The sequence below is a fragment of the Planococcus ruber genome, assembly GCF_022819085.1.
Taxonomy (GTDB): Bacteria; Bacillota; Bacilli; order Bacillales_A; family Planococcaceae; genus Planococcus; species Planococcus ruber.
Genome location: NZ_JALHAG010000001.1, coordinates 1,144,835 through 1,159,562, shown reverse-complemented (window position 1 = coordinate 1,159,562; position 14,728 = coordinate 1,144,835). Strand labels below are relative to the sequence as shown.

Genomic DNA, 14,728 nt, shown 5'->3' with positions numbered 1-14,728 from the left:
GCATATCATCAAATTCAACCGATTTCTAATCGTTTTGGTTCAATAATTTTTTCAAGGCTTCGGCCATCGCTGTGTTGGCCGGCGGCTCTTCCTGCTGTTTCAGGAATTTGTTGACGTCTTTTTTATTTGCTTTCGATTGGTTATTGTTGCGCCGTTTCTCGAATGCCGACAACTTTTCGCGGTGGCCGCATTTGCAGACGAAAATTTTGCCGTCGCCTTCGCCTTGCATTTCCAGCTTTTTGTGGCAGTTCGGGCAGCGCGCATTTGTCAACACTGCCACTTGTTTCTTATAGCCGCATTCGCGGTCCTGGCAGACGTTCATCTTACCGCGTTTGCCATTGACTTCAAGAAGCGGTTTGCCGCAGTCCGGGCACATTTTGCCGGTGACGTTGTCGTGTTTGAATTTTTTGTCGCTTTTCTTGATATCCGATACGGATTTCTGCGCAAACGCGATCATCTCTTTCATGAACTGCTCTTTTTTCAATTGCCCTTTGGCAATTTTATTGAGCCGCTGTTCCCAATCGGCCGTCAGTTTCGGAGATTTGAGATCTTCCGGCACCAGCTCCAGCAATTGCCGCCCTTTTGACGTAATCGTCAAATCCTTGCCTTTTTTCTCGATCAAGAACGTGTTGAACAATTTGTCGATGATGTCGGCACGCGTCGCCACCGTTCCAAGCCCGCCTGTTTCGCCAAGCGTCTGGATCAATTCCTTCGATTCGCCCGCCATGAACTGCGCCGGATTTTCCATGGCGCCAAGAAGCGTTCCTTCATTAAAGAACGCAGGCGGCTTCGTTTTGCCGTCAGTTAACGCGATGCCTTTAATGGTTAGCTTCTGTCCTTTCTCAAATGGCGGCAATGTCGAATCGCTGTCGTCTTCGTCGTCTTTGTAGATGCGTTTCCATCCTTCATTGCGGATCGTGTTGCCTTTTGTCTGGAACGTTTCGCCGCCCGCATTGATTTTCACCGTCGTCTGGTCGTATTCATAAGCCGGATAGAAAACAGCCAGGAAACGCTTGACGATCATGTCATATAATTTATGTTCTTTATCCGAAAGGTTATGGAGCTGCGGCGTTTCCTCCGTCGGGATGATCGCGTGGTGATCGGAAACTTTCGCATCGTCGATGACGCCTTTTTGTGCAGCTACCGGCGTTTTTAGAATCGTCGTGGCAAGCGCCCGGTACGGCCCGACCTGCACCGCTTTGATGCGGTCTTTCAACGTATTCTTCATATCGGACGTCAAATGCTTCGAATCCGTCCGCGGATACGTGACGATTTTGAAGCGCTCGTACAATCCCTGCAGCGTATTCAGCGTTTCTTTCGCTGACCAGCTGTAGCGTTTGTAGGCTTCTTTCTGAAGTTCCGTCAAGTCGAATAAAGGCGGTGCCGGCTGTTTCTTCGGCGTCACTTTCACGTCGGTAACCGTTCCTTCATGCGTGTTTTGCAGTTTATGGAACAGCTTGTCGATTTTTTCTTTATCGAATGACTGGGTCGAGTTGCCGTCTGTCCAAGTGAAAGCGGCATTGTCCGTAATCGCCTGCATGCCATAATACGGCTTCGGCTGGAAATTGCGGATCTGCTTTTCACGTTCGGCAATCATTGCAAGCGTCGGTGTCTGTACACGGCCTGTCGACAATTGCGCATTGTATTTCACGGTCAACGCGCGCGTCGCATTGATGCCGACGACCCAGTCCGCTTCCGAACGGGCAACTGCTGCCTGATACAGATTTTCGTAAGCTTTGCCGTCTTTTAAATTATTGAAGCCGTCTTTGATGGCTTTATCTGTTACGGACGAAATCCACAAGCGCTTGATCGGCTTGCGTGTTTTCGTTTTCTCCAAGATCCAGCGCGCGACAAGCTCCCCTTCACGTCCGGCATCCGTTGCGATGATGACTTCCTTGACATCACCTCTCGACAGCTGCGCTTTGACGGCGTTGTATTGTTTCATCGATTGCTTGATCGGCACGAGCTTAAACGGATTCGGAATGATCGGCAGGTTCTCCATCTTCCATTCCTTAAAGTCGTTGTCGTATTGCTCCGGCTGCGCCTGCGTGACCAAATGGCCAAGCGCCCACGTCACAATGTATTGCTTGCCTTCCAAATACCCGTTGCCTTTTTGCGAACATCCAAGAACGCGTGCAATATCGCGCGCCACGGATGGCTTTTCTGCTAGTACTACTGATTTCATTGATTGTCACCCTCATTTCTATATGCATTGATTATAACATCTTCCGGATTTGCTGGCTTTTCGTGGGGGTTGGGTGTGGTGCAGAAAGTATTTCAAGCTTCAAGGAAAGTATTTATCGGATATGAGATAGTATCTGAACCCAGAAGGATAGTATTTCAAACAGCAAGGAAAGTAAATAAATAAATTCTTTAACCAGCTTGCTCTCCAACAGTTGGTGGTATATATTCAGATTAATAACATAAAGGAGATGATCGATTGATTTTAAAGAACCGCAAAGAACCTCCTGATATTTTCCAGCTGCAAAGTTTAGTGAAAAGAATCCCGGTCACCCACAGCCAATTCCCCCATTGGACTGAACAGCTCCGGCGCATCACTGCCGGATTCCACGGCGAGCAGCGAGTAGATTCCCTCTGGCACGAAATCGAATTGCCTTCCCCCTATTTTTTCATCCATGATTTATTTATCCAACAACCAAATTCTTCCTTCCAAATGGACACTGTGCTGGTCACAAGCCGGTTCATTCTGATTCTAGAGATCAAAAGCATTTCCGGATTGCTCAATTTCGATCCACAAACACGTCAATTTTCCCGAACCAATAAAGACGGCAGCATCGACGGCATGCGAAATCCTGATGATCAGCTGCGGCGCCATGAAAAATGGATGAAGCGGTTTTTAGCTGATCGGCAATTCGAGCTTCCTGTGCTCGGTGCAATCGTCTTCACTTACCCGTCTTCGGTTATCCAATCGAAAGCCGGCAAGCGGATTATGATCCAATCTTCCGGATTGCCTTATTTAATGGAGCAATTACTTTCCAATCACCCATATGAACTTCTTTCCGATTCTGCAACTTTTACACTCTCACAAAATTTGCTTAATTTGCATTCTGCTAAAGAATTGGTGTTGCCTACTTTGCCAGACGCCGTCTTAACCGGTGTGCTCTGTCCACATTGCGTAGCTCAGCGATTAGCTTATGTCCGGAAAAGCTGGAGATGCAATGTCTGTTCTTATAAAAACGCTAAAAGCCATTTGGTTGCGTTAGCAGAATACCGGCATTTAGTCTCTCGCACCATCACCAATAGAGAATTTCGCCACTTTATGCATCTCCCTTCCATAACTACCGCTTCAAAACTGTTGAAATCTTCAAAGATGCGTTCTACAGGCAGCTATAAAGACCGCGTTTATTTTATTCCCGAACAAATTGGCCTTTTGGAAAGTATTTCTCCCGGGACAGATAGTATTCGGAAGACATGAGATAGTATTCACCTTCGCAAGGAAAGTATTTCGGCGGTCAAGGAAAGTAAATCCAATTTATGGAATAAATTATTGAATACCGTAAAAAAAACCTCCCACGGGAGGTTTTTCTGCTGATTACGGATTGTCGATCGTTTCTTTTGAAAGGTTCTTGCTCATTTCTGCATATTCCACGAAAACCCGTGCCAGTTCACGCAAGCGGTCGTGGACGTCTTCATTGATGATGGTGTTGGTTTCATCAAAATGGCTCGTGTGCGTGTAGACGTAGTTGGGTGTCACGAGGCAGCGGAAATAATCGAGAATCGGCTTCAGCTGATTTTCAATGACTAGGTGATGCTGATAAGTTCCGCCGTTCGCTACGATGGAAACCGGCTTGTAGCGCATCGTCCGCGGATGCAGCATGTCGAATGTGTTTTTCAAGACACCCGGAATCGACCCTTGGAAAATCGGCGTCGCAATAATGTAGCCGTCCGCATTTTCGAAACGGTGAACGATTTCCTGCATGTCTTTATTGTATTCGCCAAGCGGCCGGCCATCGACAAATTGATGCTCATATTCAGCCAGGTTCAATATTACCAATTCCATTTCCGGATTGAAATCTTGAATATACGTTTTCACCTGTTCCAAAATAGCGCCTGTTTTTCTCCCGATAATCGTACCGTCCACTAATAAAATCTTCATTCGAAAAGTCCTCCTTGAATGCCTATCTGTCGAGCAGCTTTGTTCCTTTTATCATAGCAAAGACGGCTTCGATATACGCATCGATAAATCTTGCGGACATTGAATTTCATTCTTTAGACTGAGTTTCGCTTTTCAATCGGTTCGTTTCCAATTTTTCTTGAATGCGATTTTCCTGATGGGACGGCGGTGAAAAGCTGACAATCGTATCGCCGATTTTCGGCTCCATTTTGCTTTCATTTGTAAAAAACTCAATTTTCCCTTGCACGCGCTTAACAAAGAGAGGAATCGTCCCTTCCACCGACTTTTCCTTGAAGTCCGCATACGTGTACTGCTCCGTCAATTGCGTTTTGCGCATCGCGTAGCCTTCGTCAATTTTCGCTTCTAGCGCATGGAAGTTCCATTCCGAACCGAACAAGGTGCGGCCGCTGAGCGATGAATGAAAATCATCCGGATTGCCGATGTGGATTGCCGTCTGATACAAATTCACGCGTCCCAATTCCGGCACGAAGTTATTCACTACCAGCGAGTTATAGGAATCGGTATCCGTTGCGACGATCATGGTTTCATAAGGCGTCAAATCGAGTTCATATTCCGTGTGTTCGGATAAGATTTCACCGGCAAAATTCGGAATGCCCAATTGGCGGGCAAGCTGCAGGCTGCCCCATGCCGGGTCCATGATCAAGACATTTTTATCGAACGCCTGAAGAATTTCTCCGAGCCTCGTATTGAAGCGGCTGCTGCCGATGATCAAAATGCCCGGTTCTTCAGAGGAAGCAAGGCCCAGTTTCTTGCCAAGCCAGCTGATGCTGAACCCATGCGCCACTACAGTTGAAAATACCAAGGCAAAAGTCAGCGCCGTCAAAAGTTCTGCGTCTTCAAATCCCGCTTCAAGCAAGGTGCTGGCAAAATAGCCGGATACCGTCAAAGCGACGATTCCGCGCGGCGCAATCCAGCCGATTAAGGTTTTTTCCTGAGTCGTCAAATCGGTTCCGATAGTGGATAGCCAAATGGATAAAGGCCGGACTACAAACAGCATGGCCAAAACAAATGCGATGATCTGCCAATTCAAAATCTTGATGAGCACTTCCAAACTCAAAGAAGCCGTCAACATGACAAAAATGCTTGAAATCAATAAAACCGAGATATTTTCTTTAAAATGGCGCATCTCATTTATTGACGAAATGTTCATGTTCGCCATCATGATCCCCATCGCAGTAACAGCAAGCAGCCCGGTTTCATGCATCACCATGTCTGACACAGCAAATACTAAGAGCACAACGGCGAAGACCATCGGCGATTTCAAGAATTCAGGCACTTGCCCCTTCTCGAACATCCGCCCCATGCCCCAGCCGGCAAGCACACCGAGCACCACCGCAAAAAGGGCGGCCAAGAAGAACAAGCCGAATGCCGCAGCCGATTCTTCGCCCATGGCAAACAATACAAATTGGAACGCGAACAAGGCAAGCAACGCCCCGAAAGGATCGACTACAATCCCTTCCCACTTCAAGATCGCGGCAGGGCGCGCTTTTAGCTTCGCCTGGCGCAGCAGCGGCAAAATCACGGTAGGCCCCGTGACGATAAACAAGCCGCCGATGACGAAAGAAACGGCGATGGACAAGCCGGCTAAGTAATGGGCTGCGAGCGATCCCGCAATCCAGGCGATAAATGCTCCCAAGGTCACAATCCGCAGCACCGGTTTGCTGAACGTTTTTATTTCTTTGAAGTTTAAATTCAAGCTCCCCTCGAATAAAATAATGGCGACAGCCAATGAAATAATCGGATTGAATAAGTCACCGAAACTTTCCGATGGCGATATGATGCCGAAAAACGGCCCTACGATTAAGCCGGCAATGGACATCATCACAATCGCTGGAAGCTGCAATCGCCATGCAATCCATTGTGACAATACGCCAAGGAAAAGAATCAGCATGAGATCGAACAATAAAGAATCGATAATAAGTACCTCCATGTCCACAGTTTTAGGATGATTTTTTCTCAAACTTATTTGACCATTATAGTAGGTCCCCCTTGCGTTGAAAAGCGAGAACCGAGCCGTCAGGGATTTAATAATATGGAATTTATGCTATAATGGAAAAAAATCTAAGGGTGAATCGTATGAACAAACAAGAAATCGAGTTTGAGATTGCTGATTTGAAAAGCGATTATGTCCGCCACCAAGGGGATATTGAGAAATTAGAGACCACTGGCCACGCACGGATGGTGGAACAGGCAGAAGAACGATTGGAAAAAATGGAACAGCGACTTGCGGAATTAAACAAAAAACTCGCGGAACTCTAGCCCGCGAATTTTTTTTTGGCGTTTCGCCCCGATTTTCTGCACTTTTAAAGGCCGTTTCCGCTTTTCGATTGTCCAGCTCCTGCGGCCAGGTTCTCGGGTCATAAGCCACTTCGGCTGTGCGGCTGGAAACACGCCGCTTCGCCAAATCGTCTTATGCCTTTCGAACCTAAACGGCCGCTTCCGCTTTTCGATGGCGCCTATACTTTTCTTAACTAATGGAGGAATACAATAAATGAGTTTATTAACAGTAGAGAATTTAAGCCACACATTCGGTGACCGCACGCTTTTCAATGACGTGTCGTTCCGGTTGGTAGAAGGCGAACATGTCGGCCTTGTCGGCGCAAACGGCGTCGGGAAATCCACATTGATGAACATTTTAACCGGGAAGATCATGTATGATTCCGGCCGCGTTGAATGGCAGCCGAAAACGCATTACGGCTATTTGGACCAGCACACGCAGTTGACGCCAGGGCGCACCATCCGTGAAACGTTGCAGGATGCGTTCCTGCCGCTTTATAAAAAAGAAGAAGAACTCAATAATATCGCCATGCAAATGGGCGATGCCGATCCGGATCGCCTGGAAGAATTATTGGAAGAAATGGCTGAAGTCCAGGATGCATTGGATGCTGGCGATTTCTACACGCTTGATGTAAAAATCGAGGAGATTGCGCGCGGACTCGGCCTCGATGCAATCGGGCTTGAACGGCCGGTTGAAGCTCTGTCAGGCGGCCAGCGAACAAAACTATTGCTTGCAAAACTGTTGCTTGAAAAGCCGAAGGTTCTTTTGCTCGATGAGCCGACCAACTATTTGGATGAAGAGCATATCCAGTGGCTCGTCAACTATTTGAAAAATTACCCGCATGCATTTCTGTTGATTTCGCATGATACGGAGTTCATGAGCAGTGTCACAGGCGTCATTTTCCATTTGGAATTCTCGCGCCTGTCCCGCTATACCGCATCTTACGAAAAATTCGTCGAGCTTGCCGAACTCGCGAAAAAGCAGCATTTGGATGCTTACGAACGCCAAGCCGAAATGATCAAGAAAACCGAAACATTTATCGCGAAAAACAAAGCGCGGGCGTCTACGACCGGCCGGGCGAAATCCCGCCAAAAGCAATTGGACCGCATGGACCGCATTGAAAAGCCGGAAATTGCAGCAAAACCGCAATTCTCGTTCAAAGAAACCCGCAGCCCGAGCCGCTACGTGGTCGAAGCGGAAGCTCTCACGATCGGCTACGATAAGCCGCTTCTTCCGCCTCTTACGTTCATGATCGAACGCGGAGAAAAAATCGCCCTTGTCGGCATGAACGGCGTCGGGAAATCGACGCTATTGAAAACCATGCTCGGCAAGATCAAACCGCTTGACGGCAATGTGCTGCGCGGCGAATATTTGACGCCTAGCTATTTCGAGCAGGAAGTCAAAGCGCCTACCCATACACCGCTTGATGAAATTTGGGCGGCTTACCCAAGTTTGGATCAAGGCCAAGTGCGTGGAGCTCTTGCGCGCACGGGATTGAAAAACGAGCACATTTCCCGCTCCATGACGCAATTAAGTGGCGGCGAGCAAGCTAAAGTCCGTTTGTGCAAGTTGATGATGGAAGAAAGCAACTGGCTGATTTTCGATGAACCGACAAATCACTTGGACATCGATGCGAAAGCGGAATTGAAACGTGCGATGCAAGCGTATAAAGGCACGATCGTTCTCGTCAGCCACGAACCTGAATTCTACGAAGGGCTCGCCACGAAAGTCTGGAACGTCGAAGAATGGGTCAATGCCGGAAAGCAGTCGACTTTGTAATAAAGGTGCTCGCATCTTAAAAATCAGTTCTCATAAAAATTAAAAAGGCTTTTCGCATCTATTTGCGAAAAGCCTTTTTTTAATAGGTCGTCAGTTTGAACAGCTTCTGGAATCCGTAGATGCCGCGCTGCAGGAATGAAAACGTGTCTTGATACTCTTCGGTATCCAAGGTGTAAAGTGCATCTTCATTTTCCCAAAGACGATCAAAGTAATTGTTCATATTGTCCGTCAGCTCACTGTTATTCGGTGCAATGATGCGGATGTTGTTTTCCAGATTGTAATTGTCCAAGGCCCGCTCTGTATAATTGGCGGCACCGCCGGAAATGATCGTTTCATCTTTCGTTTCAATCATGATGGTTTTGGTATGGAACTGGCCAATTACGGTATTGTACCAGCGGACCTGGATTTGATCGTCCGATTCTTCAAGCATTTCATTGACCACAGGACGGTTTGGCAGCCCGGTTTTTTCATTTCCAAAAGCGTTCTGGTTTGGATCCAAAATCAGTTGGACTTCCACTCCCCGGTTCGCTGCTTCTGTCAGCGCTTCTACAATATCGCTTTCCGCTACATAAAACATCGCTAAGCGAATGCGGTCGCCTTTTTTCGCTTTATCAAAATCTTGAAGCAGCGCTTCTAAAATCTTCCCTTCCGTTACATACTGAACTTGGTATTCTCCTTGCTGCTCTTTCACGTCCGCCCGGGGAAGTTCAGGGCCACCTGACATTTTCGATGCGGCTTCTTCCGATTCCAAAATGTCATTCACAATAGGTCCGCTGACCTTAAATGCCATATTTCCATGGAAGCCGCTGGCATTATGGGGATTGGCCGAACTGATCAACGCTTCCTGCTCCGTCACAATCGCCTTCCGGTGATTGGCTTTGATGTTCATCATTTTCAAGTAGGAAGCCAATTTCAGATCCGGCGCATCGCTCGACATGCCATTCGGCAGCCAGCCTTTTCCATCCGTTTCAAACCATTGGAAAAATGCGCGGTAGAATCCCGAATACAATGGCGTCGAGTCACGCAGCTTGTCGAGATCGGTGACGATCACCTCTACACCGGCATCTTCCAATGCATCGAGCAGCTCGCTGTCATAGGATCCATAGCCTTGATTGAGCGGGTCCGTAATAAAATAAATCGGCATGTCGGGAAAGGCTTCTTTTTTCTTTAGAAGCTGCTCGGTCAACTGATCGGCGACTTCCGGGAATTTCACTTTTTGATCGTTATAATTATCAAATAGGAAAAAGTCCAAAACGATGAATTCTTCTGCACGGTCGATTATTCTGTTGATTTCGTCAAAAATCCTCAATTCGTGCTCCATTCCGCTTCCTTCTTTATCTTGAGCATACGAAAGATCATAAAACATCTCCACTTGTTCCACTTCATGCAATTCGCTTGTGTAGGAAACGCCTGGAGGAAGTGGTTTATAGGTATGCCAAACAATGATAGCTATGTATATCAGCGCGAGAACGCCTGCAGTGGCGTAGACAATTCTTCTGCGCTTGCTCCAATTTCTTGCTCTTTTCTTCAATCGATTCATCTCCTCTGCCTTTATTATAGCAATAACAACAGAAAAGGAATTTATTAATTAACTGTAAAAAAAAGCCAATCGAAAAGTCGATTGGCTTCAAAATTCTTTTGTTTACTCGTATTTAAGCTGTTTGGACATATTCCCGTGTGCGTGCATCTTCCAAAAGCATATCTTTTAAGCGTTGTTTGCCTCGGAACAAACGCGATTTTACCGTTCCGATCGACACTTTCATCGCTTCTGCAATTTCAATCAATGACAACTGATGCACATAGAAATAGACAATTGTCGTCCGGTAAATGGCGTCAAGCTCTGAAATCTTGCTGCGGATCATGACCGATACATCCTGCTGCTCCAATAGTTCAGGTGCTCCTGCTTCATCTGTCGGAATTAAATCCAATAGCGAGACATCAAGCCCTTCCGGCTGCTGCTGGATGTGTTTGCTGCGGCGGACGTTTTTGCGGTAGCGATCACGGAAAGTGTTCATGCAAATCGTTGTCAGCCAAGCTTTTACATGATCGACTTCCTGAATGGATGATTCATAGCGCACGACCTTCAACCAAACCTCTTGCATTAAATCTTCTGCCTCCGCTTTGTTGCGCGTCAGTTTCAAACACAAATGATAAATGTAGCGGTTGTACTCTATATATAAACTTTCCATGATGATTGCCTCCATCCGATTTTTTCGCTTAGCAGCCCGGTGAAGGCCGCTCCCGTTTCTTGTTACCCTTATTGTGCCTGAAACGAAGCTTTCACTCTATCGCCTTCACTTTCATTTCACTTACAAAAGTGTAATATTTCCAAATAAAAACCAGAAGGTGTTATCAAATACACGAACATCCCTCAGAAAACAGCAAAAAGCATTGCCGAAGCAATGCTTTTGTTCTTTCATCTTTTATTCATTTCTTTGCCGGCCTTCCGACCTTTCGAATATCCGCCAAAATCAAAGCGCCCACCAGCAGCAGGCCAATGTAGCCGATCGCCGGATAGAGCCAGTTGACCAATTGGGTGAACCCGACAAAGCTTAGCCCAAAAGCAATTATGCCTGCCACAATCACAAAAATTCTAAATTTATTTGTGCCAATTGGGGTAAACCGGGCTGAGAACGAAAGCAACAAACTAACTGCCGTGTTATAAATCATACAAAAAATAACGATGGCCATGACAATGCCGAGTATCGGTGAAATATTATCCGCGATTCTCAGCATCGGCAATTCAGCTGTCCCCACGATGTCAACTTTTGAAAAAATGGCAAAATAGCTGAGTAAAATCAACGCGCCAAAAATAATTCCGCCAATCAAACCTCCGCGTGCTGCAACCTTTTCATTCTTTTCGGCGCCTCCAAGAACCAGTGCCATCGCAGTCGTTAACGCGATAGCTAACGAAACATAATTAATAGCTGAGATAAACCAATTAGGGCCAGCTGATAATTGCTCGTTAGCAATTGGATCCAACTCAGCAAAGCTTGTATCCAATGTGAACAAGCTGTAGATGGCTATTCCGACCACCATAACAATCAAAAGAGGCGTAATGCTTCCGATAATCGTAATCACTTTTTTAACATTGAGCATAATCGTTAATATGACGAGCGAGATCATCGTAATTCTGCCGACTACTGGCGAAAGTCCGAATTGCTGAGAAAAAATTGAACCGGCACCGGCTATCATTACGACTAAAATGCCGAATAATGTAATGATTAACGTATAATCGATAATTCGCCCAATTACTTTCCCGCCAATCCGGAAGACTGCTTCTTCATGAGATTTTGTTTGCAGCCTGCTGCCAAGCCCTGTCAGTATTTTCCCTAAATAGCCGAACAGGAGGGTGGATAATATGACACCTGCCAACCCCCAATAGCCGAAGCTTGTGAAATACTGCAAAATTTCCTGGCCGGAAGCAAAACCCGCACCTACTATAATGCCAATAAATGCACTCGCAATCTTTAAACTTCTCTTCATAAATTGCTCCTTTCCAAATGCCTTATTTAATTGTTTTTTCTATGTAAAATTCCCTAGATATTCTTTTTTACCTTTTTAAGCACTCATATAAACTGGCTATTTTTAACATAATTAATGCACAAGAAGAGGCATTCCTTTTATTCAGCATAAAAAAAGCTCCGTCCGGAGACAGAGCTTTTAAGCAAATGCTTCTTCTTCATTTTGTTTTGTAATCGTCAACCGCATTATCCGGTTGCGGTCCATTTCGTTGATCCTTACATGAAGGTTTTCATAAGAGAATTCTTCGCCTTCATCCGGTACATGTCCAAGCTGCTGCATGACAAATCCCGCAATTGTATCATGGTCATCCGGAACATCCACTTCAAACATTTCGTTTACATCTTCAATTTCTAAACGGCCATGGCAAACCAGCTGCGTATCGGTCATTTCAAAAATAAGCTCGTCGTCTTCAATATCGGTCTCATCTTCGATGTCCTGGCCGATCATTTCTTCAATGATATCTTCATGCGTTACAATGCCTAAAGTCCCGCCGTACTCATCCAAGATGACCGCCATGTGCTTTTTCTTCGACATCATCATCTTAAACACTTTTTCGACGCTCACCGATTGGACAACGAATAAGGGATTGTCATCCATCAACTCTTGCAATGTCAGATTGGGATCCATCGACCATTCGATCAATTTCTTCGAATAGAACAAACCGACAACATTATCCATACTTTCTTCATAGACCGGATAACGGGTATATGATGATTCCAAGATTAAATCTCGGACTTCTTCATACGTCGAATCGATTGAAATCCCGACCGTATCGGTGCGGTGAGTAGACATGACATCCGAAACATCTTTATTTGGGAAATCAAGGATGCCTTTAATCCGTTCCGATTCGTCTTCTTCAAAGGTCCCTTCTGTAGAGGCAATGTCCACCATTGAACGCAATTCTTCTTTTGTTAATGTCGCTTCTTTAACAGTGCCTTTTGAGATGACACGGATAAAAATATTTGTGAACTGGGAAATCAGCCAAGTCAATGGTCTTAAAATGGCTACTAATATTGAAATGACCGGAGCCACAATATAAGCCATTTTATCCGCGAACGTGGCTGCAATTGTTTTCGGCAACACTTCTCCAAAAAGGATCAGCACCACGGTCAAAACAGCAGTCGCTACCCCTACTTCCCATCCGCGAGTGATCGCAATAGTTGTAACTAAAGTTGGCAGCATAATATTCGCGATATTATTACCGATTAAAATAGTAGTAATCATCCGGTCCGGCTTCGCTATCAATTTTTGCAGTCTTTGCGATTTTATATCGCCCTGCTCAGCGCGAAGATGGACCTTCATCCTATTTACAGCTGTTAAAGCCGTTTCGCTTCCCGATAAGAAAAACGACATCATTAAAAAGAATCCTAATGCAATAAACAAATTTGGTTCCTCCAGTGTATTAAACACAGATTTTACGAGTTCTTTCCGTATCCATAATTATACCATAGCGATTTTCCAAATGTCGAAAACCATATCTCGTATGTTATAATTTCCCCATAATAAAAATAGAAGAATTGAGGGATATTATGAATGCACAAGCAATCGACCAATATTTTAAAGACCATCGCGAAGCACATTTAGAAGAATTGAAGGCATTTTTGCGCATCCCTTCCATTTCTTCGCTGTCTGAGCATAAAGACGATATCCGAAAAGGCGCTGAATGGCTAAAAGAGGCAATGCTGAAAGCAGGACTTGAAAATGCAGAAGTTTTTGAAACTGAAGGGCATCCGGTTGTTTATGCTGACTGGCTCCATGCAGAAGGCAAACCGACCGTGCTAGTTTATGGCCATTACGATGTCCAGCCTGTCGACCCGCTTAATCTGTGGGAATCTGCTCCATTCGATCCGCAAGTCCGTGACAACAAACTTTTTGCTCGCGGTGCGAGCGATGATAAAGGACAGACTTTTATGCATGTAAAAGCTGTCGAAGCGTTGCTACAATTGAACGGCGAACTTCCGGTCAACATTAAATTCATTGTTGAAGGCGAAGAGGAAGTCGGCAGCCCGAACTTGCCGCAATACGTCGAGCAAAACAAAGAACAGCTGAAAGCCGATGTCATCGTCATTTCAGATACCGGCATGCAAGGCCCTGGACGCCCTGCGGTATGCTACGGCCTACGCGGCCTCGCCGGCATTCAAATTGATGTGAAAGGGCCAAAAGGAGATTTGCATTCCGGCTTATACGGCGGCGCCGTTCAAAATCCACTGCATGCTGTAGTAGAAATTTTGGAATCGTTCCGCGATAAAGAAGGTGTGATTCAAGTGGAAGGATTCTATGAAGATGTGCTTCCCGTATCCGACGAAGAACGCGCTGAATTTGCGTCGCTTGAATTCGATTTGGAAAATGAGAAAAAAGAGCTTGGCATCTCAGAAGATTTCGGCGAAAAAGGCTATTCTTTCGTTGAACGCACTTGGATCCGTCCAACGTTGGAAATCAACGGCATCACTGGCGGGTTTTCTGGAGAAGGCATCAAGACCGTCCTGCCGGCAGAAGCCAGTGCAAAAATTACTTGCCGCTTAGTTCCTAACCAAGACCCGGATGACATCGTCGCTAAATTGCGCGCACATATCGAAGCCCACAAACCAGCGGGCGTCACCGTTGAAATCACTGATTTCGACAAAGGGAAGCCTTTCTTGACGCCATACGATCATCCAGCGATCCAAGCGGCCGGCCGCTCGTATGAAAAAGTCTACAATGTGCCGACTGCCTTTACACGAATGGGCGGTTCCGTACCGATTGTGGCAGTTTTCGATGAAGTTCTCGGCCTCCCTGTTGTATTGATGGGCTTTGGCCTCTCTTCAGAAAACTTCCATGCACCAAACGAGCATTTCCATCTGGAGAATTTCGATAAAGGCCTTCGCGTCATCAGCGATTACCTTTTCGAAGCTGCAAATTTATAAGATGCTTGGCCCCTGCTTTATTTCCCTAAAGCAGGGGCTTTTTTTTGCCTTCATATTAAGTAGAATCCATTACTTCCTTCCTTCTAG

At 45.9% G+C, this 14,728-nt stretch carries 11 protein-coding genes; 4 read left to right on the top strand and 7 right to left on the bottom strand.

The genetic code is table 11. The features are described from left to right. Nucleotides 1-25: 25 nt before the first annotated feature. On the bottom strand, nt 26-2,185 hold the full coding sequence (locus MTR82_RS05900) for a DNA topoisomerase III (RefSeq protein WP_246808260.1): 2,160 nt from the start codon (nt 2,183-2,185) through the stop codon (nt 26-28). Nucleotides 2,186-2,440: 255 nt separating this feature from the next. Here MTR82_RS05900 and MTR82_RS05895 point away from each other — a divergent pair, with 255 nt between their 5' ends. Continuing rightward, on the top strand, nt 2,441-3,436 hold the full coding sequence (locus MTR82_RS05895) for a nuclease-related domain-containing protein (protein ID WP_246808257.1): 996 nt from the start codon (nt 2,441-2,443) through the stop codon (nt 3,434-3,436). Between the two features lie 117 nt (nt 3,437-3,553). Here the strand turns inward: MTR82_RS05895 and MTR82_RS05890 are convergent, their stop codons facing one another. Further along, entirely contained in the window at nt 3,554-4,117 is a 564-nt protein-coding gene (locus MTR82_RS05890) for an NADPH-dependent FMN reductase (RefSeq protein ID WP_052650609.1), read from the bottom strand. A 106-nt stretch (nt 4,118-4,223) separates the two neighbouring features. After that, nucleotides 4,224-6,086, bottom strand: a complete 1,863-nt coding sequence (locus tag MTR82_RS05885) for a cation:proton antiporter (protein WP_246808255.1) — start codon at nt 6,084-6,086, stop codon at nt 4,224-4,226. 146 nt (nt 6,087-6,232) lie between these two features. Between MTR82_RS05885 and MTR82_RS05880 the strand changes: the two genes are divergently transcribed. Then, the gene (locus MTR82_RS05880) at nt 6,233-6,415 is read left to right on the top strand and encodes an SE1832 family protein (protein ID WP_052650608.1); all 183 of its coding nucleotides are present in this window, start codon (nt 6,233-6,235) and stop codon (nt 6,413-6,415) included. Nucleotides 6,416-6,647: 232 nt separating this feature from the next. After that, nucleotides 6,648-8,213, top strand: a complete 1,566-nt coding sequence (locus tag MTR82_RS05875; RefSeq protein ID WP_052650607.1) for an ABC-F family ATP-binding cassette domain-containing protein — start codon at nt 6,648-6,650, stop codon at nt 8,211-8,213. A 79-nt stretch (nt 8,214-8,292) separates the two neighbouring features. Here MTR82_RS05875 and MTR82_RS05870 read toward each other — a convergent pair whose 3' ends face one another. The 4 genes from MTR82_RS05870 to MTR82_RS05855 form a co-directional block, all read right to left on the bottom strand. Then, entirely contained in the window at nt 8,293-9,753 is a 1,461-nt protein-coding gene (locus MTR82_RS05870) for a phospholipase D family protein (RefSeq protein ID WP_246808254.1), read from the bottom strand. Nucleotides 9,754-9,865: 112 nt separating this feature from the next. Continuing rightward, nucleotides 9,866-10,402: an RNA polymerase sigma factor gene (locus MTR82_RS05865; RefSeq protein ID WP_052650605.1), complete on the bottom strand. Its 537-nt coding sequence runs from the start codon at nt 10,400-10,402 to the stop codon at nt 9,866-9,868. A gap of 238 nt (nt 10,403-10,640) precedes the next feature. After that, nucleotides 10,641-11,699, bottom strand: a complete 1,059-nt coding sequence (locus MTR82_RS05860) for a YkvI family membrane protein (protein WP_052650604.1) — start codon at nt 11,697-11,699, stop codon at nt 10,641-10,643. 177 nt (nt 11,700-11,876) lie between these two features. Further along, entirely contained in the window at nt 11,877-13,121 is a 1,245-nt protein-coding gene (locus MTR82_RS05855) for a CNNM domain-containing protein (RefSeq protein ID WP_246808253.1), read from the bottom strand. A 146-nt stretch (nt 13,122-13,267) separates the two neighbouring features. Between MTR82_RS05855 and MTR82_RS05850 the strand changes: the two genes are divergently transcribed. Then, a complete protein-coding gene (locus MTR82_RS05850; RefSeq protein ID WP_279576971.1) occupies nt 13,268-14,641 on the top strand; it encodes a dipeptidase in 1,374 nt (457 codons plus the stop codon). Nucleotides 14,642-14,728 lie beyond the last annotated feature (87 nt).